This window comes from Streptomyces sp. a15, assembly GCF_059026085.1.
Genome location: NZ_JBWLKM010000001.1, coordinates 242,269 through 268,147, shown reverse-complemented (window position 1 = coordinate 268,147; position 25,879 = coordinate 242,269). Strand labels below are relative to the sequence as shown.

The following is a 25,879-nucleotide window of genomic DNA, read 5'->3' as shown; positions in this document are numbered from 1 at the left end:
GGTCCAGACCAATTCACCTGTCAAGAGCTCGGGAGGGGTAGGGGTGCTTTTGCGGGGTCAACTCCCCCCGCAGTAAAAGATCACGTGGCACATGCGCCCCATCTGGACTGAAATAGCCCCCTTTTGTGCTCCCAACAGGACCAGGAAGTCACAGAAACGCTGTTCTCCGGTCACAGGGGCGTGGATACAGTGCTCAGGTAGTCACGCAGTGAAGTCGACTGGGTGCGCCGGGGTAGGGCCGGGCGGGCCGACGGGCATGGGATTCGGGGAGCTGCGCGTGCCAACTGCCATCGCCGTGACCAGTGCCGACATGGCGCTGCCACCGCAGGATCAACGGACCATGCCCGCCGTGGTCCTGCCGGACCTGGACAGCGAGCCGCTCGACCGGTCGCTGGCCGTCCTGCAGTCACTGATCGACCAGCACGGACATGTGATCGTCGTCTGCTCGCAGGCGGTGTCACAGCAGACCGAACGGCGGCTGCACACCGTACGGTCCCTGCTGGAGAGCGACCGTATCGCCCTGTTCCGTCCCGAACTGCCGCCCCTCGGACTCGCCGTCCTGGCACGTCAGTTGAGGCAGCTCGCCTCCTGCGACCTCGGTCCGGGCGTGCTCGCCTCGGCCGGCCGGCTGCTCACCCACTACATCCACGCGGGCGCGCTCCTCGGCACCGTCACCAAGCTCGACCGGGTGCCCGTGGGCCTGAAGTCGCACGCCAAGTCCTGGGTGCCGGGCAGCCAGTTCGCGGTGCTCGCCCATCCGCAGCCGCAGCTCGAGCGCATCGGGCCCGGGGCCACCCTCGCGGGCCCGGAGTTCGCCACGTCGATGCTGGTGGCCAGAGGCCAGCTCCAGTCCGACTGGGTCAACGACTCGCTGGCCAAGGCGTGGAACGTACAAGGGCTGCGCGAGTGCCCGCTGCCGGCCGAGTCCGCGCGGTGGTGGGGGACCGGCAGGCTGATCGAGTTCTGCAGTTTCCTGCCCGACCTGTCGGTGCTTTACCAACTGGTCACCTCGGTACGGCAGAACATCTGTCACTGGTGCGGAATCGACCTCATCGGCGACCGCTGCGTCTTCTGCTCCGCGACGGCCCCCGCACCGGCAGGACCACACGCATCACCGACGTCAGCTGTGTCACCCCGGTACCAGAACCGGAACCAGAACCAACTTCCCGCTGGGTAACCCCCCGAAGGCCGCCCGCACCCACCGACTCCGCTCGACCGAACCCCCAATGAGGTTGCACGGTTCATGAACTCCCGTCAGCGCCGCGGCGTGATACTCCTGCTTCTGTCGGTCCTGTGCGCCCTCGGCGCCTTCGCCGGCGTGCTGTCCGTCATCAACGACGTGAAGTCCAAGGTCGGCCCCGAGGTCACGGCGTACCGGCTGAAGTCCGACGTGCAGCCCTACACCAGCCTCAGCGCGGGCCAGTTCGAGAAGACCGAGATGCCCGAGCGCTGGCTCTCCGAGACCGCCGTCACCGATCTCTCCCAGATCCGCGGCAAGATCGCCGTCACCACGCTGAAGACGGGCTCCCTGCTGCAGAGCGACATGATCGTCGACCAGCCCGCCCTGCAGCCCGGCCAGCAGGAGGTCGCCATCATGATCGACGCGGCGACCGGAGTGGCGGGAAAGATCACGCCGGGTTCCTCGGTCAACGTGTACGCCACCTTCGAGGGGCAGCGCGAGGGTGACCCGGCCCAGTCGAAGATTATCGTGACGAACGCCAAGGTCCTCGACGTCGGCAAGCTGACCGCCCTCAAGCCCGACGAGAGCGACAACACCCGGCAGGAGACGGACGCCGTCCCGATCACCTTCGCGCTCACCACCGTCGACGCCCAGCGCATCACGTACGCGGAGTCGTTCGCCGAGGAGGTCCGGCTCGCGCTCGTCGCGCCCGGCACCGACACCACCGTCCCGGAGCAGGACCGCACCTACGAACTCGCCAAGGACAAGTGAGAGGCCGCCATGCCCACGAGGATCCTCCCGGCTGTCGGCGACGCGGACGCGGTCCGGTCCATCACCACACTCCTCAGCCAGCTCCCGGACGCCGAGCCGGTGGCCCCGGTGACCGACTCCACGCAGCTCATCGACACCCTCGCCCGCCTCGCCGCCGAGTCGATCGACGAGCTGCCCGAGGTCGTCGTCGTCCACGAGCGCATCGGACCGGTTCCCGCCCTGGAGCTGATCCGCGAGGTCGCCCTCCGCTTCCCGGCCGTCGGCGTCATCCTCGTCACCTCCGACGCCAGCCCCGGCCTCTTCCAGGCCGCCATGGACTACGGCGCCCGGGGCCTGATCGCCCTGCCGCTCGGGTACGAGGAGCTGGCCATCCGCGTCCAGGCGGTCGCCCAGTGGTCGGTGGGCGTACGGCGTCACCTCGGCGCGGGCGGCGACGTGTTCACCGGCGTCGGCGGCACCGTCGTCACGGTCAGCGGGGCCAAGGGAGGCGTGGGCGCGACCCTCACCTCCATCCAACTCGCCCTCGCCGCCCAGGCGTCCGGCCGCAGCACCGCCCTGGTCGACATGGACCTCCAGACCGGGGACATCGCCTCGTTCCTGGACGTCCAGTTCCGCCGCTCGGTCGTCGACCTGGCCACCATCACCGACATCTCGCCCCGCGTCCTCGCCGACGCCGTCTTCCGCCACGACACCGGCCTCGCCCTGCTGCTCGCCCCCGGCGAGGGCGAACGCGGCGAGGAGGTCACCGACCGCGCCGCCCGCCAGATCGTCAGCGCCCTGCGCTCCCGCTACGAGATCGTCGTCGTCGACTGCGGCTCCCAGCTCAGCGGCGCGGGCGCGGCCGCCGTGGAGATGGCCGACACCGCGCTGCTGGTCACGACACCGGACGTGGTGGCGGTCCGGGGCGCCAAGCGCACGGTACGGATGTGGGACCGGCTGCAGATCCGCAAGGCCGAGGAGACGACGGTCGTCGTCAACCGCCACAGCCGCGGTACGGAGATCCAGCCCCCGCTGATCCAGAAGATCACCGGCACGGCCGTCGCCGGCACCGCGATCCCCGCCAACTTCAAGGAACTCCAGAGCGCGGTGGACGCCGGCCGCGTCCACGAACTCGACAACCGCAGCACCGTGAAACAGGCCCTGTGGGGCCTCGCGGGCGAACTGGGCCTGGTCAAGGGGGCCGAGTCGCCCGGCCACCGCGCCGGCCGGCTGCGGAACGGCGACCGGTCGGCGATCGGCTTTCGGCGGCGCAGAGAGCTGGGGAGGTAGGGATGCGTCATCCCGGGCGGAGGCGCTTCGCCGGTCGGAGGGACGACGGCCAGGTCACCATCGAGTTCCTCGGCATGACCCCGCTGATCATCCTCACGCTGGTGCTGATGTGGCAGTTCGTGCTGCTGGGATACACGTACACGCTCGCGGGGAATGCTGCGGACGAGGCGGTACGGGCGGCGACGGCGGCGGACCCGGGTGCACGGCAGGGCGCGTGTCAGCAGGCGGGCCTGGACAAGCTGCCGGACGCGTGGAGCGGCACGGTGGAGTGCGACACGGCGGGCGGCTATGTCACGGCCGACGTCACGCTCGAGGTCCCCGTCCTCTTCCCGGGCTCCATCGGCTTCCCGTTCGAGGTCGAGGGTCACGCGGGTGCCGTGGAGGAGGAGAAGGACTGAGATGTCGTACGACGGGACAGGACGCCTCCGTACAGGACGCCTCCGCACAGGCCGCGACCGCGGTCAGGTCGCCCTGGAGTACCTCGGTTTCATCCCGATCCTGATCCTCGTCGCGCTGGCGGGGGTACAGATCGGGCTGATCGCCTACACCGCCCAGCAGGCCGGGACCGCCGCCCGGGCCGGAGCGCGCGCCGCCTCGCTGGACCTGGGCGCCCAGGACGGCTGCCAGAACGCGGTCAGCGACTGGCTGGCGGACGGAACCACGTGCACGGAGGCGCGCGGCGCCGACGAGGTCACCGTCACGGCCACCGTCGACATCCCGTCCGTCGTCCCCGGCTGGGACTTCGACCCCGCCCGGAAGACCGCCACCATGCCGCTCGACCACTGAGGACGCACCCATGAGCCTGCGGTCACGCATCAACACCCCGGAAGAGAACGGCAGCCGGGGCGAGGACGGCCACCTGGTCGCCTCCTACCGGGCCAAACTCCTGGAGGAGATCGACCTCGCGGAGATGAGTTCGCTCGCGGCGGCCGAGCGCCGGGCGCGGCTGGAGCGGGTGCTCGGGCACATCATCAGCCGTGAGGGTCCGGTCCTGTCGACGGTGGAGCGCTCCCAGCTGATCCGCAGGGTCGTCGACGAGGCGCTCGGACTCGGCATCCTGGAGCCGCTGCTCGAAGACGCGTCGATCACCGAGATCATGGTGAACGGCCCGGACGCGATCTTCGTCGAACGCGGCGGCCGGGTCGAGCAGTTGCCGCTGCGCTTCCCCTCCCACGACCAGCTGATGCAGACGATCGAGCGGATCGTCTCGACGGTGAACCGGCGGGTGGACGAGTCGAACCCGATGGTCGACGCCCGCCTCCCCTCCGGCGAGCGCGTGAACGTGATCATCCCGCCGCTGTCCCTGACCGGCGCCATCCTCACCATCCGCCGCTTCCCCCGCTCCTTCACGCTCCAGGAGCTGGCGGGCTTCGGCTCCCTCGACGACCACATGCTGTATCTGCTGGCGGGCCTGGTGCAGGCGAGGTTCAACATCATCGTCTCGGGCGCCACGGGCACCGGGAAGACCACGCTCCTGAACGCCCTGTCCGGTCTCATCCCCGACACCGACCGCATCATCACCATCGAGGACTCGGCCGAACTCCAGCTCCAGCAGCGGCACGTGGTCCGCCTGGAGTCTCGCCCGCCGAACGTGGAGGGCCAGGGCCGGGTCACCATCCGCGACCTGGTCCGCAACTCCCTGCGGATGCGCCCCGACCGCATAGTCGTCGGTGAGGTCCGCGGCGGCGAGTCCCTCGACATGCTCCAGGCGATGTCGACCGGCCACGACGGCTCGCTGGCCACCGTGCACGCCAACAGCGCCGAGGACGCGCTGATGCGGCTCAAGACCCTGGCGTCGATGTCCGAGGTCGAGATCCCCTTCGAGGCGCTGCACGACCAGATCAACAGCGCGATCGACGTGATCATCCAGCTGACCCGGTTCGCCGACGGCGTCCGCCGCATCACCGAGATCGCCCTGCTCGACAGCCACGGCAGCGAGCCGTACCGCATCGCCACGGTCGCCCGCTTCAACGCCCAGCCGATGGCGGCCGACGGCCGGATCTACGGCCGCTTCGAGTACTTCCCGATCCCGCGCCGCACCGCCGACCGCCTCTACATGGCGAGCCAGCCCACGCCCCAGGCCTTCGGCGTGGCCCAGTCCGCAGACCAGCTAGCCACCCGAGTAGCCAGGTAGGAACGACCCCATGGATCTCGAGACCCTCGTCACCCTCACCACCGGCATCGCGCTGCTGACCTGCGTCCTCGCCGTGATCGGCGTCCACACCTACGCCAAGGGCAAGGCGCAGCGGGCCGCACTCGTCGAACGCCTGTCGGCCGCCGGCCAGATACCGCTCACCGGCCGCCGGCGCCGCTTCCGCAACCTGGACCGCAGGCTGCGCGGCACCAATCTCGGCCGGAAGCTGGAACTCCGCCTGGCGGCGACCGGCCTGGACATCACCCCCGGCGAGTTCTTCGCCGCGATGCTCGCCGCGGTCGCCGGCCTCTGGCTGGTCGGCCAGGCCACCCTGGCCCCCTTCTTCGGCCCGATCGCCGGGCTGCTCGGCATCTGGGCGGCGGTCCAGTTCCTCAACTGGCAACGCCAGAAACGCATCGAGAAGTTCATCAACCAACTCCCCGAAATGTCCCGCATCCTGGCCAACGCGACCCACGCGGGACTGGCCCTGCGGACGGCCATCGGTATGGCGGCGGAGGAACTGGAGGCCCCGGCGGGGGAGGAACTCGCCAAGGTCGCCAACCAGTTGGCGGTGGGCGCGACGATGGACGACGCGCTGGGCGAGATGGCCGAACGCCTGCCCTCCCGCGAACTGGTCGTCCTCGTCACGACCCTGGTCCTGTCCAACCGGGCGGGCGGCCAGGTGGTCAGCGCCCTGCGGAACCTGACCGAGACGCTGGAGGAGCGGAAGGAGACCAGGCGCGAGGTCCGTACGCAGCTGTCCCAGGTGAGCATGACGTCGTACGCCGTCCCGGTCCTGGGCGTCGGCTCGCTCTTCCTCATGAACGGCGTGAAGGACGGCGCGCTGGACCGCATGACGGGCTCACCGGTCGGCCAAGGGGCGGTGATCATCGCGTTCGCGCTCTACGCGGTGGGTTTCATCCTCATCCGCCGCCTGTCCCGCATCGACGTCTGAGCAGCGGGGGATCACATGATGGCACTCTTGCTCGCCCTGCTGATGGGCCTCAGCGTCTGGGGCATCTTCGCCGGCATCCGCATGTACCGGGCCGACGCGAAGCTCCCCAGCGACCTGGCGCTGGCCCTGGAGGTCGGCTCCACCCGCACCGGCGCGGTCGACTCCCTCATCGACCGCATGGGCATGCGCTACGCCCCCGCGGTGCTACGGCTGATGGGCCCCAAGCAGGTCGCGAAGTACCGCCGCAAGATCGACCTCGCGGGCAACCCCGGCGGCCTGACCATCGACCGCTACGCGGCCCGCCGGGCGGTCTACGGCTTCCTGGGCGCCGTCGGCTTCCTGGTCTTCCTGCTCCGGGGCGACCTCCTGGTGGCCCTCCTGCTGCTGGCCTTCGGCGCGTTCTGGACGGAGGTCGGCATCTGGTCGGCGATCCGGATCAGGAAGGACGTCATCGAGCGGACCCTGCCGGACTTCCTGGACGTACTCGCGGTGGTGGTGAGCGCAGGGCTGGGCTTCCGGCAGGCACTCGATCGGGTGGCGTCGAAGTACGAGGGCCCCTGGGCGGACGAACTCCGCATCACCCTCCGCCAGATGGACCTCGGCATGAGCCGCCGCCAGGCCTTCGCGGAACTGCGCCGACGCAACGACTCCGAGCAGGTCGCCATGTTCGTGACGGCGTTGCAGCAGGGGGAGGAACTGGGCGCCCCGATCGTCGACACGCTGGTGTCCCTGGCGAAGGACATGCGCCGGACCGACGCCCAGAACGCCCGCCGCAAGGCGGCCCGGGCGGTCCCCAAGGCCACGATGATGATCACGACGTTCATGGTCCCGGCCACGATGATCCTGCTGGGGGCGGGGTTGCTGCTGGGCTCGGGGACGGACTTCGGGTCGATTACGGGGGAGTAGGGCCATGTTGAGGGTGAAAGGACGCGCAGCCGCCGACGGCGGTCGGCCCCCACAGGGGCCACCCGCACCCGACGACGAAAGCAGTACGGGTGGTGCGGGTGGGAACCCCAAAAACCCGGCCGAAGGCCGGGTGCACCCAAACGCTCCCGCACCCGCACCGGCACCCGCACCCGCACCCGCCCTGTCGGTCCAGGTGAACGCCTTACAGGCAATGTGCCGCCAGGTCTTCGGCTTCCGCCTGGCGATGATCGCCGTAGCCGCCCCCGCCGCGCTCCTCAACGCCAACCCCGGCCTGGGCGTCCGTCTGGTCGGCGCGGCCGTAGTGGTCACCTTCATGACCTCCTACGTCCTCTTCAGAGACTGGGAACGCTTCGGCCCCCTACTCCTCCGCCACCCCACTCTCCTCGCCGCGGACACCCTCCTGGGCTCCCTGCTCCTGATCTCCGCGGGCCCGGACACCACCCTGGCCTACGTCAGCGTCTGTACACCCCTCCTCGCCGGCATCGTCTACGGCTGGCGCGGCGCCGCCGTCTTCGCCTCGCTCCAGTCCCTGATCCTCCTGCTGGTCCACGCGACCCTGAAGGACGGACCCGATGTCGGCCTGGCGGAGCGACTCCTCCTCCCCGGCCTGTGCGTCATCACCGGCGCCGTGGGCTCCACCCTGCGCAACCTGATGCTCCGCTTCGGTACGGCGACGCAGGCGCTGGCCACCGTCAGGGCCCGCCTCGCCGTCACGGAGGCGGTTGGCGCCGAACGGGCCCGCCTGGCCCGCGAGATGCACGACTCCGTGGCCAAGACCCTGCACGGCGTGGCCCTCGCGGCGGACGGCCTGGCCCACACGGCGGGGTCGCCGGACCTGGACCCGGCCCGCGTGAAGCAGCAGGCCGAACTCGTCGCCCGAGCCGCCCGCCGCGCCGCCGCCGAGTCCCGCGAACTCCTCACCGACCTGCGCCGCGAGTCGGACCCGGCCCACGCCACGGACGTACTGTCCGAACTGGCCGCCAGCACCAAGGACTTCACCGCCCGTACGACCCTCCCGGCGACGTACCACCCCACCGGCGAGACCACCGAGCCACCCCTCGTCCCGCCCGCCGTGGCCCGCCAACTCCTCGCCATCGCCACGGAAGCGATGGAGAACGCCCACCGCCACGCGTCCGCGACACACGTGGACGTCCACGCGGGCGTCGTCCAGGGCGACCTGCTCCGCATCAGCGTGTACGACGACGGCCGTGGCCTCCCGCCCGACACCACCCTCGAAGACCTCCGCAGATCGGGCCACTTCGGTCTGGTCGGCATGGTCGAGCGCGCGGCGTCCGTGGGCGCCCGCATCGAGATCGGCCGGGTGGGCCACGCGAAGGGCACGGAGGTCCGAGTGGAACTGCCCCTGGCTGCCGTAACACCCACCCCACCCCCCACTCCTTGAGAGGAGGCCGAAAGATGCCGGACCAGCAAACGCCGCCCCGCACCCACCTACGGGTCGTAGTGGCGGACGACAACCCGGTCGTACGCGCAGGCCTCACCGCCCTGCTCTCCGGCCGCCCGGACATCACCGTCGTCGCGGAGGCCACCAACGGCCAGGAGGCCTGCGAGGCGGCCCGCGACCACCGCCCCGACGTGGTCCTCCTGGACGTCCGCATGCCCGGCATGGACGGCATCTCGGCACTCCCGTACCTGGTGAAGATCGCCCCGGTCCTGATGCTGACCTACAGCGCGGAGCCGGAGACCGTCCGCGAGGCGATGCGCCGAGGTGCCGGGGGCTACCTGGTCCATGGCGAGTTCACGGTGACGGAGCTTGTCAGGGCCGTACGAGCGGCGGCTGCGGCGACCCATGAGAGTGCTACTGCATACGAAAATGTGGACGCGCTCATTCCGCAAGTGAATGATGAACTACCAGCTCCACCAGGCGATGTCGCCCTGCGAGCCATCCCGGCCCCCCGCAATTTCCCCAAAGTGCTTTCGCAACTGCAACCAACTGTGGGACAGTCGTCGAGGTCGCGGTTCCAGCTGAGTACGAGGGAGGCGGAGATCATGGACCTCATCGCGTCGGGGATGAACAACCAGCAGATCGCCGCCGCCTGCTTCATCAGCGAGAAGACGGTCAAGAACCACATCAACCGCATCTTCGCCAAGCTCCACAGCACCAGCCGCTCCCAGGCCGCCGCGAAGTGGCTCGGTACGGCACCGAGTTCGTACCGGGAACTGGGGTGAGCTGTGTTGACGGGGAATTGGGCCCAGGGGCCCTCGGCAGGGCGGGGTGTTCCGGCTTACGGTTCGCATGTCGATGGCGACGACAGCGGAGGGGAACACCATGAGCAACTGGATCAACACGACCATCGCGTACCTTCAGGCCCGCGCCGCCCGCGACGACAGGGGGCAGACCGCGGTGGAGTACCTGGGGATCATCGCGGTGGTGGTGGCGATCGTGTTGGCGATCACGGGGACGAGCATCGGGCAGACGATCTTCGACGCGATCACGGACAAGATCACCGAAGTCACCGGTGGTTGATGTGGTCACCGCCCCATAGGTGCACTGACGCAGGGCAGGCCTTTCCCATCTACATCATGGTGGTGGCGGGTCTGCTCTTTCTCGCGTTCGCCTACCTAGCCGTCGGCCAGGCCGCGGCGAATCGGAACGGTGCCCAGACTGCTGCCGACGCGGCGGCGCTGGCAGCGGCCCTGGACACCCGGGACCAACTCGCGGGTCAGTGGGTCGAGGACGTACTCGATCCCGCTCAGTGGCAGGACATTTTCGACGGTGAGGTACCGGGGCTCGTCGACTCCTGCTTGCGTGCTGACCAGCTTGCCGCGCAGAACGATGCCGTCGTGAACGACTGCTGGTCGCCGACGCCTCTGGAGTACACGGTCGAGGTGCAGACCAACAAGCCCGTCGGGGACTCGATCGTTCCTGGTACGGATGATCTGAAGTCCACGGAGTCCGCCTCCGCGGTGATCGAGGCGCTGTGCACGTTCGAACTTCCCGGGGAGGATGCCGGGGACGACGTGCTACCAGAGCTCTCGTGCAAGGACGCGAACTGGGAGCTGGACCCGGACGACCTCACCGTTCTGCCGGAACCCGAGGACCTCTTCGACGTCCATCTGGCCGACTGACGCGAACGACGAGTGATGAAGGAAGCGGAGAGATGAGCATTCGGTTCACTACGAGGGCCCGCAGGAGGATGGTCGCGTTGACCGTTGCGGCCGGTCTGGCCATCGGCGTGGCCGGCTGCGGTGGAGGCGGGGACGACAAGAAGCCGGAGTCGTCGCCATCGGCTCCTCAGGGCAACGGTTCCCAGCCGAGCGCTCAGGAAGGGCAGTCGGATTCCCCCATGGCCGAATTGAAGGGGCCCAACGGGTTGGTGCTCGAGATCACCTCGGCCAATCGCGATTCCGGCGGCTTCGTCACGGTGGGTGGCAACCTCAACAACGACGGTGACAAGTCACTGACCATCCCCTCGACGTTGAGTGGCAATGAGACCGAGATCCTGAGGAACGGCCGTTCCTTCGGCGGAGCGACGTTGGTGGACTCGAAAGGCAAGAAGCGCTATTACGTCCTGCGCGACACCGACGGTCGCCCTCTCACGACGACCGGAGTCTCGACCATCAAGTCGGGCGAGACCATCCCCGTGTTCATGCAGTTCCCCGCGCCGCCGGCCGATGCGTCCGAGGTGTCCTTCCAACTCCCCATGTTCGCACCCGCGGACATCACGATCTCTGGGTGAGGCCTACATGAACCCCACGGCCCCCCGCCTCGCCCTGACCCTCACCGCCGCCTCCCTCATGGTCGCCGCGAACCTCCTCACCGTCACAACCGCCCACGCCGACGACTCGCCCAGCGTCCCCCCTGGCACCGAACCCTCCGCCTCCGCCCCCGTCAACGTCGACGCCAACGACCCCGACCTCAAGCTCCCCGAGGGCGCCACCCTCGCCGAGGCCAAGGTTCTCGACATCAAGCAGGTCGTCGAAGACCAGAGCGGTGACGAACGCCGCGAGGACACCAACGCGGACGTGAAGTTCGCGCTCCAGGCGGAGGTGCTGTTCGGCAAGGACAGCGCGAAGCTGAGCGCGGAGGCGAGGGCCCGTATCTCCGCGATCGCCGAAGAGATCAACACCCAGAACGCGACGAAGATCCGCGTCTTCGGCTTCACGGACAACCTCGGCTCCTCCGCCCACGGCGACGTCCTGTCCAGGCAGCGCGCCAACGCCGTACAGGCAGTCCTGGACCAGGAACTGAACGACCCGAACGTCACCTTCGAGGTGCGCGGCTACGGCGAGCAGTACCCGATCTCCTCGAACGCGACGGAGTCCGGCCGTAAGAAGAACCGACGGGTGGAGGTTTCCTTCCCGCGAACGGAGAGCTGAGAAGCGCCTGGCGTGTCCGCCATGCATACTCACGGCATGCCCGACGTCATGATTCGCGTGCCCGCCGAAGTACGTGACCAGCTCGCCGCCGTGGCGGAGGCTCGTGGGATCAGTCTCCGTGCCCTGATGCAGGAGATAGCCGCTCAGACCTTGACCCCCGAGCAGATCGGGGAGCGGGCCGACCGCACCCGTGCCCTCCTCGCCGAGCTGTTCGGGCACGAGGTGACGGACGAGGAATCCGCAGTGATGCGGCGCAGGATGCGGGAAGCCGCCGCCGCTCACCGGGCCGCTCTCGCGGAGGCGAAGTCGCCCCGTTGAACCAGACCGAACCGATCCACCCGGCTGCGGATCTCCTCGTTCGAGTGACCATGCTCCAGAGACGAGGCGCGTGCTTCGAAGGACTGCTTACGTTCGATGGGTGATCGAACCGTACGTGATCGAGTTGGAGCCGGAAGTCAAGGGCTGGCTGGAAGGTCTCTCCCCGCAGCACTACCGCCAAGCGGAAGAGAAGGCCGAGCTTCTCACCCGGGCTCCGACGACCCTGGGCGAGCCTCACTCTCGTAATCTGGGAGAGGGAGTGCGCGAACTGCGGTTCGTCCTGAGCGGTAATGCCACACGGGTGACGTACTGGCTGGCGCCCGGTCGGCGGATCGTCCTGCTCACGGTCTTCCGGAAGACCAGAATGCGTGAGGAGGCGGAGGTCAAACGTGCCAAGCTGGCGAAGGAGCTGTGCGAGGCACAGCATGGACCAGCGCATGATGAGTTCAGTCGTGATTTCCGGGAGGTGTTGTGAACCACACCCGCTGGAAGCTGTCGCGGGACCGCGGAGCCGATGAGGACTGCGTCGAGCCCTCAGAGGTGGTTGCGGAGCGTGAGCAGATTCGTCTGGCGCTCGCACTGGGGCAGCTGGTGTACGACCGTCGTGTGGCCCTTGGGCTGACGCAGTCGGCCTTGGGTGAGCGCCTTGGGATGACCGCCGACGAAGTGGAAGCCGTTGAACTGGGTGGCTTGCTCCCGATCACCGCGGATCTGCTGGTCAGGCTGGCGGCGGCACTCGACGTCACGGTCGACCTGCATGTGGTCTCCGACGGGAGCAACACCGTGGCGTTCGAAGAACACGCGGCCTGAGTGGGGGTCGGCGCCGCGGCCTGCGTCACCAGCACGTGCAGCGAGCGCAACGGTGTCATTCCCAGGTGGTCCGTCCGAACTGACGTCGCCATGACGTGTCAGAGCAGGTGATCCACCTTGCCGGCCTTGATGTCCCGGATGAGCGTACGGAGGGCATCGCGGCTGTCGGTCAGGTGGTGCTCCTCCTGTCCGGCGACGGCGATATAGGCGTTGTCGTCGGCGTCGGTGCCTATGCGGAAGCAGTTGTTGCCCTCGGCGCAGAAGGGCTCTTCCCAGGTGATGTCGGCCATGGTGGTGACTCCTCAGATTTGGCGGGCGATGGCGTGGATGAAGTCCCGTGATGCCTGCGGGTCCTGCGAGTTGGCGTGCCACCAGTCCATGTGCGCACGGTACTTGGACAGCTGTGCCTCGGCGTGAGTGAACTCTCCGCCATGTGCTGAGTCCAGTTGCACGGTGTCGAGTTGGGGTACGGCACCGCGGGCGTACAGCACCGCATGGCCGGCTCCTGGGAAGGCTCCCACTTCGACTGGCAGTACCCGCACGTCGATGTTCTCCCGTTCGGACATCTCGCACAGGTGCTGAAGCTGCTCCCGGGTCGCACGTCGCCCGCCGAACTGCATGCGCAGCGCCCACTCGTGGATGTACGCGACGTACGAGACGGGGTCGTCGTTCCGTTCCAGGACCTGCTGCCGCTGCATGCGCTGCGCCACCCGTAGCTCGACCTCCGATTGGGGCAACGGCGGCAACGCGGAGTCGAAGATGGCGCGGGCGTACCCGCTCAACTGCAACAGTCCGGGTACGTGCACGGTCTGCAAGGTCCGCAGCTGCGTGGCGAACCACTCCAACTCGGCGACGTCCAGAAGCCCCTGGGGGAGGTTCCCCCGGTACTGCTCCCACCAGCCCCTCTTGCGTGAGTCGGCCATGGCGACCAGAGCGTCGATGTAGGCCTGGTCCGGGCAGTCGTAATTGCTGGCGAGTATCCGGATGCGTTCGGGTGAGATGGCGCGAATGCCCGACTCCATGTTGGAGACCTTCGTACGGTCCAGCCCGAGCAGCCCCGCGGCGTACTCCGTGGTCTTGCCCGCCGCGAGCCGCATCCTGCGCAACTCCGCGCCCAGACGCCGCTGTCGCTCGGTCGGTGTGGGCCGTGTCGGCATTCTGCACCTTCCTCCCCGCTTGGTGGGAGGTCAGTCTGCCCTGGCGCCCTCCACCGGTCCAACCTGATGGAGGCAATGTTCTGAAGTGTGTGGCACACGTGCCACAAAATCACGTACAGTCGGTGACGGGTCGGCTACGACCCGCTGTCAAACCGGAAGCGCATCGCGCGAGCCTGCCCGCAACCTCCTCCCCTGGGAGGGATGGGCCCGTGCCAGGGAGACAGGCCACCGGCCGCAGCAGTCCCAAACCACCGCCACACCAAAGGAGTTGCTGCCATGCCGCCCACCACGTTCACGTCCTGCCCGCCCTCGACTGCGACGGAGGGCCTGCCCCTCATCCCGCCCACCCCCGAATCCCTCGCTTACAGCCTCACGCTCCCCGCCTCCGCACAGAGTCCGGCGATCGCCCGTGCAGCGACCCGCACGATCCTGCTGGCGCACGACCTCGACGACGTGACGGATGCGGCCGTGCAGGTGGTCAGCGAACTGGCGTCCTGCGCCTGCCGTTTCACACCGACCACCGATGTCTACGTATCCCTCCGCTATCGGGACGGGGCCCTCCGAGTGATCCTCTATGACGGCCACGCCCGCCACACCCACCCCCGCCTCGCCTCCGCCTGCGAGTCCCGCCGTCGCGCGGCCCTGCGCGTACTGGCGTGCGTGGTCAAGGCGTGCGGCGGCGACTGGGGTTTCGGAGACGCGCGTGAACCGGGCGGCGGTACGCGGATGTGGGCGGTCCTGCCGAGGGAGGGAGCGCAGGCGTACGTCTGAGGGTTCGGGTAAGCGAACTCAAGAGGCGAAAGTCGTTGAGGGTGCAGCCGTGAAGGGCTAATCTTGCCTTCGCGTTAGCGAACACATTCTTGCATGGGGGAACCGGGGGCCCGCGTGACCGTACTGATGGCGGCTGCCGCGCTGTACGGAGTCGTCCAGCTCTGCGTGCTCTCCTGGCTCACACGCTCCGTACGCCTCTCCACTGTGCTGCTGGCCGTCCTCGTGGGTATGTACGCCTGCGGAACGGCCACGGCGCTCCTGGAACTCGCCTACACGCGAACGATCGCCGCCCAAACCGGCCGCTCACTGACCGAGGTCGTGAACACCACCGCCTACACCACAGCACCGTGGGTGGAGGAACTGCTGAAGGTGTCGCCTCTCCTGCTGGCAGGCCTGTACGCAAAGGTCCGTCGTCAGTGGGGCCTGACGGACTTCACCGTCCTGGGAGCCGCACTCGGTGCCGGCTTCGGCCTGCTGGAAGCACTCCTGCGCTACTCCCTGGACGCGGACCGCGCCCTCTCCCGCCACGGCGGTTGGCTGGTCCCCGACAGCCTGTCCCCTCCGTACATCCCGGGCCCCGGCGAGGTGTTCACGTCCTGGCTCCCGTCCCCTGCGGCCACACTGCAGCTCGGCCGGACAGGCGAGGTCACGGTGGCGACCTTCACGCACCTGACGTGGAGCGCCTTGGGAGGACTGGCAGTTGGCGTCATGTGGCGAGCCCGGAGCCGGTGGAAACCATTGGCGGCCGTCCCCTTCGCCGCAGCGGTGGCCCACCACACGCTGAACAACTACGTCGCCGCGCACCCGGTCGGCGACGCCGACAAGTGGCTGGAAACGCTCAGCGGCCACTTATGGGCGGCACCCTGCTGGCACTGCTCGTCGCGATGACGGCAGACCTGACCTGCCTGCACCGGGGAAAGCGAAGACTCCCCGGCGTACTACTGGCGCGGGAGCGGACGGACGGCGACACCGCAGCCACACTGATTCGCTACGCGGCCTGGCGCCTTCCCTGGACCCCGCTGATAGCTGTGCGCTTCATACGCCTACGCCGAGCCCTCTGCTATGCGGCACCCGCGACGCCATTTCCCGACCTCGACCCCCTGCACCGGGCAGTGGCCGACACAGCCGCCCGGATCGACGCCACCGACCGTCCACAGCCTTGGCATGCGGCCGACATACGCGCGCACATCAGAGCCGCCCGAGCCGGCACCGTCCGCCGCAGAAGACGCCTCCTGAACCTGATCCCCTTCCTCCTGCTGCTCCCGTCCGTCCTCTTCCTGGGCGTCGGTTCGTTCAAGTCCACGGCCGAACTCCAGGAGTACTTCACGACGGGCGCCGGCCCGAAGATTCTCCAGGCCTGCGCGGCAGCCGCCCTGGCCTGGACGGCCTGGCTGTTGACGATGTTGCTCCGCACCTGGCGCCAAGCAGCCGCCCAACCCCTGGCCGAACCCCTCGCCGCCCACCGCTTCCGCTTCTCCTCGGCGGTGGCCTCCGCGACCACCGGAACGCTCCTGCTCTGGCGAAGCGCAGGCCCAGTCGGCCTCGACGGCCGGATCATCCCCACCACTCACCTCCTCGAAGCCCTCGACCACTTCCTCGCCTACCTCGGCTTCGCCCTGCTCCTCCTCTCCCTCCTGGCGCTCTTTCCGCCAGGAGCCGGCCTCGCCCTCGCCGGAGGCGGCACCGTGGGCGGACTCACTGCGCAGGGCGTCCTGTTGGCCACGCGCCTCGGTGTCGCGGGGATCGCCCTGATGGTTGCGGGATCTGCTGGTGCGGGAATCGAACCACCCGACGGAGGAGCGTCATCGTCCAGGGACAAGCGGACGCACTCAACAGATCCCGAGCGCGCGGAGCGCATTGGGGCCGCCCGTGAACAGAAGGTCGCGGAACTGACCGACGGCACGATTCCTTCCGGAGCTCCGGGCAAGCCCGGCATGAAGGTGACCAAGCCGGGCGCCGGTACGACCGACGTCGATGTCATCGGTGGAGACGGGTCGTATATTGCCGTGGGTGGACCGGCCAAGGCCAGGAACCTCGCCAAGTTCGGGGAGAAGTGCCACATCCTGAAATACGCGGCGGAACAGCAAGGCGTACGGGCTCAGGTCTATCTCGAAGAAGGGACGCCGGAGCCTGCTCTTCGACTCGCCAGAAAGATACTGGGTGATGGAAATGTGCACACGTTCACGAGGTGAGTCGATGTGAGTGACGGTTTCTACTACTGGTACCGAGCGGCTCGACCTGCCATCGGCGTGGAGCGCCTCGTGGAAACGCTTGAGGGCAACGGTGTTGTGCTCGCCAACCCGTCGACCGGTGCAATTACCGCCATCACCAATGGGCCCGAGTCATGGGGGGAACAGGTTCCGGTCGAACGATCCGAGCTGTTCGCTTCTCTGGCACTGCATACTGCCAGAGAAGTCAATTTCCAGCTGTGGCTCGATGGCGATACGGATGTTTTCACGAGATTCCGCAGCCTGGGAGACGAGGCGACCGTCGTCGAGTTCGGGCTCGACGGAATGACAGCGGCGGAAAGGGAAACGGTGATCTTCGCCGTCTCGCAGGCCGTTGAGGCCGACCGAAAGGACACGATCGGCCTGGTGGTCGACCGGCGTGGCGGCACCGAAGACGCGGACTGGGACGCCCTGGTGATGGGTGCTGCAACGCTGCTGGAGAACTGGCCCGATCTTCTGGGGGTACGCCCTGAGGTGGCGGCTCGACACCCGCAGCTGGCTCGGTTGCGGGGCCAGATGAAGCCCCCCTTGGTTGTTTTCTCGACTGACGCGGGCAAGTTCTGACGCCCTCAGGGGGATCGTGATCGTGACCTCCGCTGCGAAATCCCGGAATACCGGCCCGAGATGAGCACGCATCATCAGGTGTTCATCAGTCCCGGACACCCGCGCCGACGCCTTCTCCATGACATCGGTGCGGCGTGCGGGGCCGCTCTGGAGTCGGTGGCCTACGAGTTCACCGACTACGCGGCGAACCTCGGGCACGCGGCGGTCGAGGTGGAACTCTCTCATGAGTACGAAGAAGACCACGGCATGCCGTTCGAGCGGTACGACTCGCTGCTCACCGTCCGCGATCTCGACTCGAACCCGGAACGCCAGGAGGCGACAGCGAGACAGATCTTCGAGCATCTGTCCGCCCTCGGCCGCTACGACCTGATCCTCGTGCGGGACCTGCAAGAACTGCTCGCCTCGTCCGGGCCGTCGTCGGAGTGAGGGCCGGAAACCCGTACACCGATCATCCGGTTCTTCGGTAAATACTGGGTTTCGAGGCGACGCCCACCGGCCGGCCGTCGACGTGGAGCGAGCCCTCGTGGAATCTGCCGGGCCTGCCATCCGGCCGGGGTGTCGGCAAGTACACCGTCGGCCGGGTGGGCAGAGCCATGGTGAGGCGACCAGGGTGTTCGTAGCCTCGTCGGCATGGCAGACAACGTGACTCACAACGACAGGCCCACGCGGCGCCACACGCTTCGGCTCGCCGCATCGGCCGGCGGTGCCGCCCTCGCGGTCGGCGTTGGCGCGGGTACGGCGCGGGCGACCGACTTAGGCCGCACGACGGAACGTACGCACCGTGCCGTCCGTACGTACGTCCTCGTCCACGGCACCCACAGCGCGGGCGCGTTCTGGACGGCGATCGGCAGGGAGCTGGCGCTGCGCGGGCACCGCGTCGTCGCGGTGGACCAACCGCTGCACGGCACCGAGAAGTTCATCCCGAAGGCCTACCAGGCACAGGACCTGCGGGCCCTCGCGACGGAACCCTCCCCGGTCGCCGCGCTCACCCTGGATGACTTCGAGCGGCGGGTGACGGGCGCCGTACGCCGTGCCGCGCGTCTGGGCGGTCCGGTCGTGCTGGTCGGGCACAGCCTGGGCGGCGTCTCGGTCAGCAGGGTCGCGGACGCCGTACCCGAACTCCTGGCGCACCTCTGCTACCTGGCCGCCTTCTGCCCGAGCCGCAGCATGCCGTCCCCGGACGCGTGCACGGCGTCCCCCGAGGGGCAGCGCTCCATCACCCCGCTGGAGCAGATGGTCGGCGACTCGGAGAAGCTCGGTGTACTGCGCCTCAACTGGCGTACGTCCAATCCCCGCGACCTCGCCGTGTTCAAAGAGATGATCTGCGCGGACTACACGGACGCCGAGTTCCTGCGGGTGCTGGAAGGCATGCAGACGGACGAGTCGGTGACGGCGTACGCGGGCCGGGCGGTGGGCCGCGCGCACACGTGGGGCCGGGTTCCCCGCACGTACATCCGGTGTGGCAAGGACAGGACCGTGTCCCCGGAGCTCCAGGACCGCATGATCGCGGAAGCCGACGAACTCACCCCGGACAACCGCTTCACGGTCCACAACTTCCCGAACGCCAGCCATCTCGGCCCTTCGGACCCGACGCGGGTGACGGACCTTCTGCACGGCCTGCTGCCGTAGTGCTCCCAGGTGCTCCCATCGAACCAGTTGCCGGCTCCTACTCCGCCTTCACCTCAACCGCCACCCGAACCCCGACCCGCAGCCCCCACCCCGCCATCACCCCGGCCTCCGCCTCCAGCACATGCCGGGCCCGTACCCTCGGCAGGCCCAGTCGCCCCGGCTCCATCGTGCGTACGGCGATGACCTTGAGCGTTCGGTCCAGGTACGCGACATCGATGGGCATGCGCATCCGGAAGGTGTGGACGCTGCCGGCGGGGGAGAGGAGCATCGCCCCGTCGACAGAGTCCCGGCCGAGCAGGCCCTTCGTACGGGCCCGGTACGACGCGGCGATCTCCAGCGGCACCCTGACGACGGCCCCGCCCTCGCCGGGTACGACCAGCTCCCCCCGCCCGTTACGCCACCGACCCATCGCGAGCCACCCACCTCTCCCTCTGCGCCTCCCTATTCATACGCGACACAGCGACTACGGTGGTCGCCGATTGCCGCGACGAAGAAGAACTGCACCGGCACTTCAACGACCTGCTCCCGCACATGGGCGCCATCCTGTACGGCCGGGTGACCTACGAGGTCATGACCGCGTTCTGGCCCACCGCCGACTCCGACCCCGAGGCCACTGAGGCCACCGTCGAGTTCGCCCGTGTCTGGCGGGACATCCCGAAGGAGCGCGACCGCACCGCCGACCAATGATCGGGCGTCGACAGCCGCCCCTGCTGCACCTCCGACCGCCGGGGAACACCCTTGGTCAGCTCCTTGGTCAGCCCGGCCGGTGATCCCCCGTAGCCCCGTCGATGAGCTCCCGCAGGATGTCCATGTGGCCCGCGTGTCTCGCGGTCTCCTCGATCATGTGGACCAGGACCCAGCGCAGGGACATGGAGTCCCCCTCGCGCCAGGCCGGACGGCCCAGCTCGTCCAGGGGCAGGGCGGAGATCATGCGGTCGGCGGCGGTGCGGGCGCGGCCGTAGAAGTCGACGATCCGGGACGTCGGCTCGTCCTCGCCCACCACCATGTCCTCGTACGGGTCGAACCACAGTGGCTCGACCTCGCCGCCGAAGGCCTCCACGAACCAGCCGTACTCCACCGACCCCAGATGCTTCACCAGGCCGAGCAGGTTCGTGCCGGACGGGGTGACCGGCCGGCGCAGCTGCTCGTCGTCCAGCCCCTCCAGCTTCCACAGCACCGCGTCCCGGTGGCGGTCCAGGCTCGCGCGCAGGGTCTCCTTCTCCCCGCCCGCGTACGGCGTGCCCGAAGCGTCCTGTACTCCCAGTACTTCTGGTACTCCCTGAACACCCTGACTCGTCATGGTGTGAAAATTAACAGCGGCCACTGACAACGCCCTGGGACCATCTCCCCATGGCAGAGCAGCACGGCACGACGGACCCCGCCACGACGGTCCACGGCACGCCGAAGCACGGGCGGCGGCGACGCGGCTTCGAGGAGCTCCTCGAAGAGGGTGTCGCCGTCCCCACCGAGGGCTGGGACTTCTCCTGGTTCGAGGGGCGGGCCAGCGAGGCGCGGCCCTCCTGGGGCTACGCGCGCTCGGCGGCCGCCCGGCTCGCCGCCGCGACCGCCGCGCTCGACCTCCAGACCGGCGGCGGCGAGGTCCTGGACTTCGCCCTCGGCACAGCCGCCCCGGAAGCACCCGCGCTCACCGTCGCGACCGAGGGCTGGCCGCCGAACCTCACCAAGGCCACCGAGCTCCTCCGCCCGCGCGGCGTCGCCGTCGTGGCCTCGCCGGAGGACGCGCCGCTGCCCTTCGCGGACGCGGCCTTCGACCTCGTGGTGAGCCGGCATCCCGTGAACCCCAACTGGCCCGAAATCGTCCGTGTGCTGGAGCCGGGCGGCACCTACTTCGCCCAGCACGTCGGCTCCCGCAGCGTGTTCGAGCTCGTCGAGTACTTCCTCGGCCCCCTGCCGCCGGAGATCAGCGCTGACCGCCACCCCGATCGCGAACGCGCCGCCGCCGAGGCCGCCGGCCTGGAGGTCGTCGACCTGCGCGCCGAGCGCCTCCGTATGGAGTTCCACGACATCGCGGCCGTCGTCCACTTCCTGCGCAAGGTCGTCTGGATGGTCCCCGGCTTCACCGTCGAGGCGTACGAACCCCGACTTCGCGCCCTGCACGAGCGAATCGAGTCCGAGGGCCCCTTTGTCGCCCACAGCACCCGGCACCTCTTCGACGCCCGAAAGCCGAAGCCATGAACCCGACGCCGTTGCGTCACGCGTGCGGCCCCGCCGTAACCTCACCCACCACCAACTCCGCCTTCGCCTCCAGCACTTCCCCCACCCGCTCCGCCTGCTCCCCCAACTCCCGCTCCTGCCGTGCCGTCAGACGCCCGAGCGGCTCCACCGTGACGGTCGTACGCCGTCCCCGGCGCCGCTGGTGCCACACCCCCGCCACCACCCCGTCGACGAGCAGCACGGGGAAGTTCCCCGCCTGGCCGCCCGCCAGCGCCCGCCGGTACGCGGCTCCCGGGAACAGCAGCTCACGGGGCTGCACGGCGATGCCGTACGCGTCGAAGTAGGGCAGCAGCCGTACGCCCCGGACCGGCCCGTCGGGGAAGGCGGTGTCGCCGGCCGCCACCCACCCCGGTGCGCCCTCGAAGGCGACCTCCTCGATCTCGCCCGCCTCCGCCAGCTCCCGGAACAGCCCGCCGGCCCAACCGCCCGGTGCGGCGAGCCACTTGGCGAAATACGCCGGTGTCGAGGGGCCGTAGGCGCGCAGATAGCGCCGTACGAGCTCACGCACCGCCGCCTGGGCCGGCAGCGGGGCGAAGTGCGGCGGGCGGGTGTACGTCACCTTGCGGCCCCGGTTCGGGCCGAAGCACAGGGCGCCGGACTGGCCCGCCCGGTGCATCACCTGCCGCCAGCGCGGCCACATGTCCTGGAAGGCGGGCATCACCGGGTCGCCGGCCCAGGGGCCGGTACGGGCGACGACCTCCTCGCTCAGCTCGTCGATGGTCAGACACACGCCGTCCAGGGCGTCCCCGATCGCCGCCACGATCTGCCCCGCCTGCTCCTCGGTGACCCGGGCGTCCGGTGCGAAGGGACTCGCCCCGGACGGTACGGCCGTCAGCGCGGCACTCCACAGCGGCAGTTCCCGCGCGGCGAGCAGATGGACGGTCCCGCGCGGACCGTGCGTCTTCACCAGCGAACGGTCCTCCCACAGTGCGGCCCGTACGTCCGCCCGGGTCGTCCCCGTGCTCCGTACGCCCACCGACGCCTCCGCCGCGGACAGCACCTGCGCATGCGCGGCGAGCATCGCACCCACGATGTCGGCGGCCGAGGTGCCCTCCTTGGCAGGACTGGCCAGGAACTGACGTTCCAGCCGCCGTGCACTCGCCTGGTCCCACGTGATTCTCACGGTCATGCGGCGAGGGTAGGACGGTACGAGGTCAGATCCTGTCCTAGTTCGGAGTGTCCGAGTCCTCCATAAATGCTCAGTCGGGCTGTGCGCCCCGTATATCCATGCCTCCACAGGGTTTCCACATTGTTATCGCAGGCGGCTCGCCCCTACCTCACATCTCACGTAAGTTCAGACCAAGGTAATTCGCGTGAGCAAAGCTGCGCGGGCGGTACCGTGCAGTGGAGGGGGCTGAGCGGTGCCGCGGCCACCGCCGACACTCCCGGCGTCAAAGACGCGCTCACCACGGCGTCACCCGGAAGAGGGAAGCGCACCGAACCTCCCGGATCTCCCCGCAACCTTCCGATTCCCCTGAGAATCCGCTGTGTTCCGGCCATGAACCCGCCTCTGAGAGGCCCTCGAACGGCCACCGGGCCGTCGCTGCGCGACTCCGGAGAGTAGTTGTGGCACGCCGATGCACGCAGCATCACTTACGAAGGGTTATGGTGGAAACCCCCCCTCGGGCCGGTCCGTATCCCCCCCACGGACCGGCCCGTTTTTTGTTCTCACAGGGGGCACCCGTAGGAGATGCGGGGCCACCTCCCCAGGGGGCGAGCCCGCCGCCACAGGCGCCGCAACCCTCCCGCACCCCACACCACACGCCCGCGATACCCTTCGCTCCGCGGGGACCGCCACCGTACGGAGGGGCTGACAATCACGTGAACCTGCGCGACAAGCTGCGCAGCCTGCTCGTCAGGCTGTACGCACGCCGGGTGGAAGGCCACCTGGACCACGCCCAGGTGCCCAAGCACATCGGTGTCGTCATGGACGGCAACCGGCGCTGGGCGAAGGCCGCGGGTTCCACCACAGCCCAGGGTCACCGCGCCGGTGCGGACAAGATCGAGGAGTTCCTCGGCTGGTGCACCGAGACGGACGTCGAGGTCGTCACCCTCTGGCTGTTCTCGACGGACAACTTCGACCGGCCGCAGGAAGAGCTCGTCCCGCTCTTCGGGATCATCGAGGACGTCGTCCGCTCCCTCGCCGCCGACGGCCGCTGGCGCGTGCACCACGTCGGCACGCTCGACCTGCTGCCGCAGGGCATGCAGCGCACCATCAAGGAGGCCGAGGAGGCCACCGAGAAGGTCGACGGAATACTGGTCAACGTCGCCATCGGCTACGGCGGTCGCCAGGAGATCGCCGACGCGGTCCGCTCGATGATCCTCGACGCCGCCGACAAGGGCACCTCGATGGAGGACCTCGCCGAGTCCGTCGACGTCGACATGATCGGCCGCCACCTCTACACCGGCGACCAGCCCGACCCCGACCTGGTGATCCGTACCAGCGGCGAGCAGCGGCTGTCCGGATTCATGCTCTGGCAGACGGCCCACTCGGAGTACTACTTCTGTGAGGTCTTCTGGCCGGCCTTCCGCAAGGTCGACTTCCTGCGCGCCCTGCGCGACTACGCAGCGCGCCACCGCCGTTACGGCGGCTAGCCGACCGCGTTCCGGCAGTCGGGGCGGCCAACCCGTCGAAGGGCGCCCGAATACCCCGTTTGGGGCGGAAGTAACAAGGAGTTCACCAGCGCGCCGTCATATGCACTGGCATGGCGGCGCATGTTCGAGGGCATAAGCCAAGCAGGTCGACGCCCGAACCACGGGTGTCGTATCTCAGCGGACGGCACGGGGCCGTCCGCCCGGGAGGCCCTTTGCACCAGCCCGACCGTGCGGTCACAGCGCGGACGACAAGGCGGAGGGCCGGTTCTCGGTCCGTGCAGAGCGGCCGACGACCGGTCCAGCTCCACTCCGTCGCTCCCCGACCTCATCCGAGGGGGTACGTCCTTCCGTGGTGACCAGCACAAAGCGCCACAAGCCAGACCGGCGCACTTATGTTCTCGACACCAGCGTCCTGCTGGCCGACCCGCACGCCCTGAACCGCTTCGACGAGCATGAAGTCGTGCTGCCGATCGTCGTGGTCACGGAACTGGAGGCCAAGCGGCACCATCCCGAACTCGGCTACTTCGCCCGGCAGGCCCTGCGCCTGCTCGACGAGTTCCGCGTCCAGCACGGCCGCCTTGATGCTCCCATCCCGATCGGGGATCTCGGCGGGACCGTCCGTGTCGAGCTCAACCACTCGGACCCCAGCGTCCTGCCCAGCGGCTACCGCCTCGGGGACAACGACTCCCGCATCCTCGCGGTCGCCCGCAATCTGCAGGCCGAGGGATTCGACGTCACGGTTGTGTCGAAGGATCTCCCGCTCAGGATCAAGGCCTCGTCCGTGGGGCTCCTCGCCGAGGAGTACCGCGCCGAGCTCGCGATCACGGACGCCTCCGGCTGGACCGGAATGTCCGAACTGACCCTGCCCGGCGAGCAGGTCGACATCCTCTTCGAGGAGGGGCAGGTCTACGTCCCCGAGGCCGCGGACATGCCCGTGCACACGGGGCTGATGATCCAGTCGGAGCGCGGCAAGGCGCTCGGCCGGGTCACGCCCGAGGGCAACGTCCGGGTGGTGCGCGGGGATCGCGAGGTCTTCGGCATCAAGGGCAGGAGCGCCGAGCAGCGCATCGCGCTCGATCTGCTCCTCGACCCGGACGTCGGGATCGTGTCCATGGGCGGCCGGGCCGGCACCGGCAAGTCGGCGCTCGCGCTGTGCGCGGGGCTCGAGGCGGTCCTGGAGCGCCGTCAGCACAAGAAGGTGATGGTCTTCCGGCCGCTGTACGCGGTGGGCGGGCAGGAGCTCGGCTATCTGCCCGGCTCCGAGTCCGAGAAGATGAGCCCCTGGGCGCAGGCGGTCTTCGACACGCTGTCCGCGGTCACCAGCCGCGAGGTCATCGAGGAGATCAGCGCGCGCGGGATGCTGGAGGTGCTCCCGCTCACCCACATCCGCGGCCGCTCCCTGCACGACGCGTTCGTGATCGTGGACGAGGCGCAGTCGCTGGAACGGAACGTCCTGCTGACCGTTCTGTCCCGGATCGGCGCGAATTCACGGGTGGTTCTGACCCACGATGTGGCGCAAAGGGACAATCTGCGAGTCGGCCGCTACGACGGTGTCGTCGCCGTCGTCGAGAAACTGAAGGGGCATCCGCTCTTCGCCCATGTCACGCTGACGCGGTCCGAGAGGTCCCAGATCGCGGCCCTTGTGACCGAAATGCTGGAGGATGGGCACATCTGAGAAGCTCGGTCCAATTAGGGCCGGTTACGCGGTAGTTGGCGCCGTTCGGAAAGGCAGTGAGCCTAGCCGGGCGGCGCCTTCGCGCGTGGAGCTTTCTCGGAATCCCCTGGCCCAAACGAGATGTGAGCTTTCACACGCAACTCAGAATTGCCTTGCGGCGTCCGGTTACGGCAGAGTCTCACTCCTGTCAGGCCCCGCATACGGCACACCTGTACCCCCAGCGGTACGGCACTACAGAAGCACCACATCAACTCCATACCGTCGCCGTATGCCGCCCGCTCACCACGCGGCGCTCCCCCCAAGGGAGTTGCCCACCGGGCCCG

32 protein-coding genes are annotated in these 25,879 nt (G+C 68.8%); 27 read left to right on the top strand and 5 right to left on the bottom strand.

Annotation, left to right across the window (positions count from 1 at the left end; all coding sequences use genetic code 11):
- The first annotated feature begins 256 nt into the window (after positions 1-256).
- The 17 genes from AC5P09_RS01270 (at position 257) to AC5P09_RS01190 (ending at position 12,702) form a co-directional block, all read left to right on the top strand.
- Positions 257-1,177 carry a hypothetical protein gene (locus AC5P09_RS01270; RefSeq protein ID WP_493872000.1) on the top strand — a complete coding sequence of 307 codons (921 nt, stop codon included), beginning with the start codon at positions 257-259 and terminating at the stop codon, positions 1,175-1,177.
- Positions 1,178-1,243: 66 nt separating this feature from the next.
- On the top strand, positions 1,244-1,951 hold the full coding sequence (gene cpaB / locus AC5P09_RS01265) for a Flp pilus assembly protein CpaB (protein ID WP_493871999.1): 708 nt from the start codon (positions 1,244-1,246) through the stop codon (positions 1,949-1,951).
- Between the two features lie 9 nt (positions 1,952-1,960).
- Positions 1,961-3,220 carry a CpaE/TadZ family protein gene (locus tag AC5P09_RS01260; RefSeq protein ID WP_493871998.1) on the top strand — a complete coding sequence of 420 codons (1,260 nt, stop codon included), beginning with the start codon at positions 1,961-1,963 and terminating at the stop codon, positions 3,218-3,220.
- Between the two features lie 2 nt (positions 3,221-3,222).
- Positions 3,223-3,618 (top strand): TadE/TadG family type IV pilus assembly protein, encoded by a 396-nt coding sequence (locus tag AC5P09_RS01255; RefSeq protein WP_493871997.1) that lies wholly within the window; start codon positions 3,223-3,225, stop codon positions 3,616-3,618.
- 1 nt (position 3,619) lies between these two features.
- On the top strand, positions 3,620-4,006 hold the full coding sequence (locus AC5P09_RS01250; RefSeq protein ID WP_493871996.1) for a TadE/TadG family type IV pilus assembly protein: 387 nt from the start codon (positions 3,620-3,622) through the stop codon (positions 4,004-4,006).
- Positions 4,007-4,016: 10 nt separating this feature from the next.
- Positions 4,017-5,354 (top strand): TadA family conjugal transfer-associated ATPase, encoded by a 1,338-nt coding sequence (locus AC5P09_RS01245; protein WP_406495072.1) that lies wholly within the window; start codon positions 4,017-4,019, stop codon positions 5,352-5,354.
- Positions 5,355-5,364: 10 nt separating this feature from the next.
- Positions 5,365-6,309 carry a type II secretion system F family protein gene (locus AC5P09_RS01240; RefSeq protein WP_493871995.1) on the top strand — a complete coding sequence of 315 codons (945 nt, stop codon included), beginning with the start codon at positions 5,365-5,367 and terminating at the stop codon, positions 6,307-6,309.
- Between the two features lie 18 nt (positions 6,310-6,327).
- Positions 6,328-7,215, top strand: a complete 888-nt coding sequence (locus AC5P09_RS01235; protein WP_493872295.1) for a DUF5936 domain-containing protein — start codon at positions 6,328-6,330, stop codon at positions 7,213-7,215.
- A gap of 4 nt (positions 7,216-7,219) precedes the next feature.
- Positions 7,220-8,638: a sensor histidine kinase gene (locus tag AC5P09_RS01230; protein ID WP_493871994.1), complete on the top strand. Its 1,419-nt coding sequence runs from the start codon at positions 7,220-7,222 to the stop codon at positions 8,636-8,638.
- Positions 8,639-8,652: 14 nt separating this feature from the next.
- Positions 8,653-9,423 carry a response regulator transcription factor gene (locus AC5P09_RS01225; RefSeq protein WP_493871993.1) on the top strand — a complete coding sequence of 257 codons (771 nt, stop codon included), beginning with the start codon at positions 8,653-8,655 and terminating at the stop codon, positions 9,421-9,423.
- 100 nt (positions 9,424-9,523) lie between these two features.
- On the top strand, positions 9,524-9,721 hold the full coding sequence (locus tag AC5P09_RS01220) for a Flp family type IVb pilin (protein ID WP_493872294.1): 198 nt from the start codon (positions 9,524-9,526) through the stop codon (positions 9,719-9,721).
- Positions 9,721-10,323 (top strand): pilus assembly protein TadG-related protein, encoded by a 603-nt coding sequence (locus AC5P09_RS01215; RefSeq protein ID WP_493871992.1) that lies wholly within the window; start codon positions 9,721-9,723, stop codon positions 10,321-10,323. The genes AC5P09_RS01220 and AC5P09_RS01215 overlap by 1 nt, the downstream gene beginning before the upstream one ends.
- Before the next feature lie 32 nt (positions 10,324-10,355).
- Positions 10,356-10,934: a hypothetical protein gene (locus AC5P09_RS01210; RefSeq protein WP_493871991.1), complete on the top strand. Its 579-nt coding sequence runs from the start codon at positions 10,356-10,358 to the stop codon at positions 10,932-10,934.
- A gap of 7 nt (positions 10,935-10,941) precedes the next feature.
- Complete coding sequence (locus tag AC5P09_RS01205; RefSeq protein WP_493871990.1) at positions 10,942-11,574, top strand: OmpA family protein; 633 nt, start codon at positions 10,942-10,944, stop codon at positions 11,572-11,574.
- Positions 11,575-11,610: 36 nt separating this feature from the next.
- Complete coding sequence (locus AC5P09_RS01200; protein WP_493871989.1) at positions 11,611-11,892, top strand: Arc family DNA-binding protein; 282 nt, start codon at positions 11,611-11,613, stop codon at positions 11,890-11,892.
- Positions 11,893-11,992: 100 nt separating this feature from the next.
- Positions 11,993-12,367, top strand: a complete 375-nt coding sequence (locus AC5P09_RS01195; protein ID WP_493871988.1) for a type II toxin-antitoxin system RelE/ParE family toxin — start codon at positions 11,993-11,995, stop codon at positions 12,365-12,367.
- Entirely contained in the window at positions 12,364-12,702 is a 339-nt protein-coding gene (locus tag AC5P09_RS01190) for a helix-turn-helix domain-containing protein (protein ID WP_493871987.1), read from the top strand. Before AC5P09_RS01195 ends, AC5P09_RS01190 begins: the two co-directional genes overlap by 4 nt.
- A gap of 98 nt (positions 12,703-12,800) precedes the next feature.
- Here AC5P09_RS01190 and AC5P09_RS01185 read toward each other — a convergent pair whose 3' ends face one another.
- Complete coding sequence (locus AC5P09_RS01185) at positions 12,801-12,992, bottom strand: hypothetical protein (protein ID WP_493871986.1); 192 nt, start codon at positions 12,990-12,992, stop codon at positions 12,801-12,803.
- 12 nt (positions 12,993-13,004) lie between these two features.
- Positions 13,005-13,859, bottom strand: coding sequence for a helix-turn-helix domain-containing protein (locus tag AC5P09_RS01180; protein WP_493871985.1), 855 nt, complete (start codon positions 13,857-13,859; stop codon positions 13,005-13,007).
- 276 nt (positions 13,860-14,135) lie between these two features.
- Between AC5P09_RS01180 and AC5P09_RS01175 the strand changes: the two genes are divergently transcribed.
- The 6 genes from AC5P09_RS01175 (at position 14,136) to AC5P09_RS01150 (ending at position 19,051) form a co-directional block, all read left to right on the top strand.
- Positions 14,136-14,630, top strand: coding sequence for an ATP-binding protein (locus AC5P09_RS01175; RefSeq protein WP_493871984.1), 495 nt, complete (start codon positions 14,136-14,138; stop codon positions 14,628-14,630).
- A 93-nt stretch (positions 14,631-14,723) separates the two neighbouring features.
- A complete protein-coding gene (locus tag AC5P09_RS01170; protein ID WP_493871983.1) occupies positions 14,724-15,518 on the top strand; it encodes a PrsW family glutamic-type intramembrane protease in 795 nt (264 codons plus the stop codon).
- Entirely contained in the window at positions 15,482-16,822 is a 1,341-nt protein-coding gene (locus AC5P09_RS01165; protein ID WP_493871982.1) for a hypothetical protein, read from the top strand. The genes AC5P09_RS01170 and AC5P09_RS01165 overlap by 37 nt, the downstream gene beginning before the upstream one ends.
- Before the next feature lie 6 nt (positions 16,823-16,828).
- Entirely contained in the window at positions 16,829-17,422 is a 594-nt protein-coding gene (locus AC5P09_RS01160) for a hypothetical protein (protein ID WP_493871981.1), read from the top strand.
- A 60-nt stretch (positions 17,423-17,482) separates the two neighbouring features.
- Positions 17,483-17,848, top strand: a complete 366-nt coding sequence (locus AC5P09_RS01155) for a hypothetical protein (RefSeq protein ID WP_493871980.1) — start codon at positions 17,483-17,485, stop codon at positions 17,846-17,848.
- A 204-nt stretch (positions 17,849-18,052) separates the two neighbouring features.
- The gene (locus AC5P09_RS01150) at positions 18,053-19,051 is read left to right on the top strand and encodes an alpha/beta hydrolase (RefSeq protein ID WP_493871979.1); all 999 of its coding nucleotides are present in this window, start codon (positions 18,053-18,055) and stop codon (positions 19,049-19,051) included.
- A gap of 37 nt (positions 19,052-19,088) precedes the next feature.
- Here the strand turns inward: AC5P09_RS01150 and AC5P09_RS01145 are convergent, their stop codons facing one another.
- On the bottom strand, positions 19,089-19,460 hold the full coding sequence (locus AC5P09_RS01145) for a DUF192 domain-containing protein (RefSeq protein WP_493871978.1): 372 nt from the start codon (positions 19,458-19,460) through the stop codon (positions 19,089-19,091).
- A 59-nt stretch (positions 19,461-19,519) separates the two neighbouring features.
- On the opposite strand from AC5P09_RS01145, the gene AC5P09_RS01140 reads away from it, so the two are divergent.
- Positions 19,520-19,738 (top strand): hypothetical protein, encoded by a 219-nt coding sequence (locus AC5P09_RS01140; protein WP_493871977.1) that lies wholly within the window; start codon positions 19,520-19,522, stop codon positions 19,736-19,738.
- Positions 19,739-19,805: 67 nt separating this feature from the next.
- On the opposite strand, the gene AC5P09_RS01135 is transcribed toward AC5P09_RS01140, so the two are convergent.
- Positions 19,806-20,351: a DinB family protein gene (locus AC5P09_RS01135; protein WP_493871976.1), complete on the bottom strand. Its 546-nt coding sequence runs from the start codon at positions 20,349-20,351 to the stop codon at positions 19,806-19,808.
- 50 nt (positions 20,352-20,401) lie between these two features.
- On the opposite strand from AC5P09_RS01135, the gene AC5P09_RS01130 reads away from it, so the two are divergent.
- Positions 20,402-21,247, top strand: coding sequence for a methyltransferase domain-containing protein (locus AC5P09_RS01130; protein WP_493871975.1), 846 nt, complete (start codon positions 20,402-20,404; stop codon positions 21,245-21,247).
- Between the two features lie 16 nt (positions 21,248-21,263).
- Here AC5P09_RS01130 and AC5P09_RS01125 read toward each other — a convergent pair whose 3' ends face one another.
- On the bottom strand, positions 21,264-22,415 hold the full coding sequence (locus AC5P09_RS01125; RefSeq protein WP_493871974.1) for a winged helix DNA-binding domain-containing protein: 1,152 nt from the start codon (positions 22,413-22,415) through the stop codon (positions 21,264-21,266).
- 692 nt (positions 22,416-23,107) lie between these two features.
- Here AC5P09_RS01125 and AC5P09_RS01120 point away from each other — a divergent pair.
- Both AC5P09_RS01120 and phoH2 read left to right on the top strand, forming a co-directional pair.
- On the top strand, positions 23,108-23,881 hold the full coding sequence (locus AC5P09_RS01120; protein WP_266434295.1) for an isoprenyl transferase: 774 nt from the start codon (positions 23,108-23,110) through the stop codon (positions 23,879-23,881).
- A 349-nt stretch (positions 23,882-24,230) separates the two neighbouring features.
- Entirely contained in the window at positions 24,231-25,556 is a 1,326-nt protein-coding gene (phoH2, locus tag AC5P09_RS01115; protein WP_266434293.1) for an RNA 5'-3' helicase PhoH2, read from the top strand.
- The last annotated feature ends 323 nt before the right edge of the window (positions 25,557-25,879 follow it).

What these genes read in the sequence shown, in the direction of transcription:
- AC5P09_RS01220 (WP_493872294.1), top strand. Translation starts at nt 9,524, where the DNA reads ATGAGCAACTGGATCAACACGACCATCGCGTACCTTCAGGCCCGCGCC.
- AC5P09_RS01240 (WP_493871995.1), top strand. Translation starts at nt 5,365, where the DNA reads ATGGATCTCGAGACCCTCGTCACCCTCACCACCGGCATCGCGCTGCTG.
- AC5P09_RS01125 (WP_493871974.1), bottom strand. Translation starts at nt 22,415, where the DNA reads ATGACCGTGAGAATCACGTGGGACCAGGCGAGTGCACGGCGGCTGGAA.
- cpaB (WP_493871999.1), top strand. Translation starts at nt 1,244, where the DNA reads ATGAACTCCCGTCAGCGCCGCGGCGTGATACTCCTGCTTCTGTCGGTC.
- AC5P09_RS01230 (WP_493871994.1), top strand. Translation starts at nt 7,220, where the DNA reads ATGTTGAGGGTGAAAGGACGCGCAGCCGCCGACGGCGGTCGGCCCCCA.
- AC5P09_RS01270 (WP_493872000.1), top strand. Translation starts at nt 257, where the DNA reads ATGGGATTCGGGGAGCTGCGCGTGCCAACTGCCATCGCCGTGACCAGT.
- AC5P09_RS01215 (WP_493871992.1), top strand. Translation starts at nt 9,721, where the DNA reads ATGTGGTCACCGCCCCATAGGTGCACTGACGCAGGGCAGGCCTTTCCC.
- AC5P09_RS01210 (WP_493871991.1), top strand. Translation starts at nt 10,356, where the DNA reads ATGAGCATTCGGTTCACTACGAGGGCCCGCAGGAGGATGGTCGCGTTG.
- AC5P09_RS01150 (WP_493871979.1), top strand. Translation starts at nt 18,053, where the DNA reads ATGGCAGACAACGTGACTCACAACGACAGGCCCACGCGGCGCCACACG.
- AC5P09_RS01130 (WP_493871975.1), top strand. Translation starts at nt 20,402, where the DNA reads ATGGCAGAGCAGCACGGCACGACGGACCCCGCCACGACGGTCCACGGC.
- AC5P09_RS01245 (WP_406495072.1), top strand. Translation starts at nt 4,017, where the DNA reads ATGAGCCTGCGGTCACGCATCAACACCCCGGAAGAGAACGGCAGCCGG.
- AC5P09_RS01180 (WP_493871985.1), bottom strand. Translation starts at nt 13,859, where the DNA reads ATGCCGACACGGCCCACACCGACCGAGCGACAGCGGCGTCTGGGCGCG.
- AC5P09_RS01155 (WP_493871980.1), top strand. Translation starts at nt 17,483, where the DNA reads ATGAGCACGCATCATCAGGTGTTCATCAGTCCCGGACACCCGCGCCGA.
- AC5P09_RS01255 (WP_493871997.1), top strand. Translation starts at nt 3,223, where the DNA reads ATGCGTCATCCCGGGCGGAGGCGCTTCGCCGGTCGGAGGGACGACGGC.
- AC5P09_RS01170 (WP_493871983.1), top strand. Translation starts at nt 14,724, where the DNA reads ATGGGGGAACCGGGGGCCCGCGTGACCGTACTGATGGCGGCTGCCGCG.
- AC5P09_RS01165 (WP_493871982.1), top strand. Translation starts at nt 15,482, where the DNA reads ATGGGCGGCACCCTGCTGGCACTGCTCGTCGCGATGACGGCAGACCTG.
- AC5P09_RS01185 (WP_493871986.1), bottom strand. Translation starts at nt 12,992, where the DNA reads ATGGCCGACATCACCTGGGAAGAGCCCTTCTGCGCCGAGGGCAACAAC.
- AC5P09_RS01175 (WP_493871984.1), top strand. Translation starts at nt 14,136, where the DNA reads ATGCCGCCCACCACGTTCACGTCCTGCCCGCCCTCGACTGCGACGGAG.
- AC5P09_RS01145 (WP_493871978.1), bottom strand. Translation starts at nt 19,460, where the DNA reads ATGGGTCGGTGGCGTAACGGGCGGGGGGAGCTGGTCGTACCCGGCGAG.
- AC5P09_RS01250 (WP_493871996.1), top strand. Translation starts at nt 3,620, where the DNA reads ATGTCGTACGACGGGACAGGACGCCTCCGTACAGGACGCCTCCGCACA.
- AC5P09_RS01235 (WP_493872295.1), top strand. Translation starts at nt 6,328, where the DNA reads ATGGCACTCTTGCTCGCCCTGCTGATGGGCCTCAGCGTCTGGGGCATC.
- AC5P09_RS01260 (WP_493871998.1), top strand. Translation starts at nt 1,961, where the DNA reads ATGCCCACGAGGATCCTCCCGGCTGTCGGCGACGCGGACGCGGTCCGG.
- AC5P09_RS01135 (WP_493871976.1), bottom strand. Translation starts at nt 20,351, where the DNA reads ATGACGAGTCAGGGTGTTCAGGGAGTACCAGAAGTACTGGGAGTACAG.
- AC5P09_RS01205 (WP_493871990.1), top strand. Translation starts at nt 10,942, where the DNA reads ATGAACCCCACGGCCCCCCGCCTCGCCCTGACCCTCACCGCCGCCTCC.
- AC5P09_RS01200 (WP_493871989.1), top strand. Translation starts at nt 11,611, where the DNA reads ATGCCCGACGTCATGATTCGCGTGCCCGCCGAAGTACGTGACCAGCTC.
- AC5P09_RS01225 (WP_493871993.1), top strand. Translation starts at nt 8,653, where the DNA reads ATGCCGGACCAGCAAACGCCGCCCCGCACCCACCTACGGGTCGTAGTG.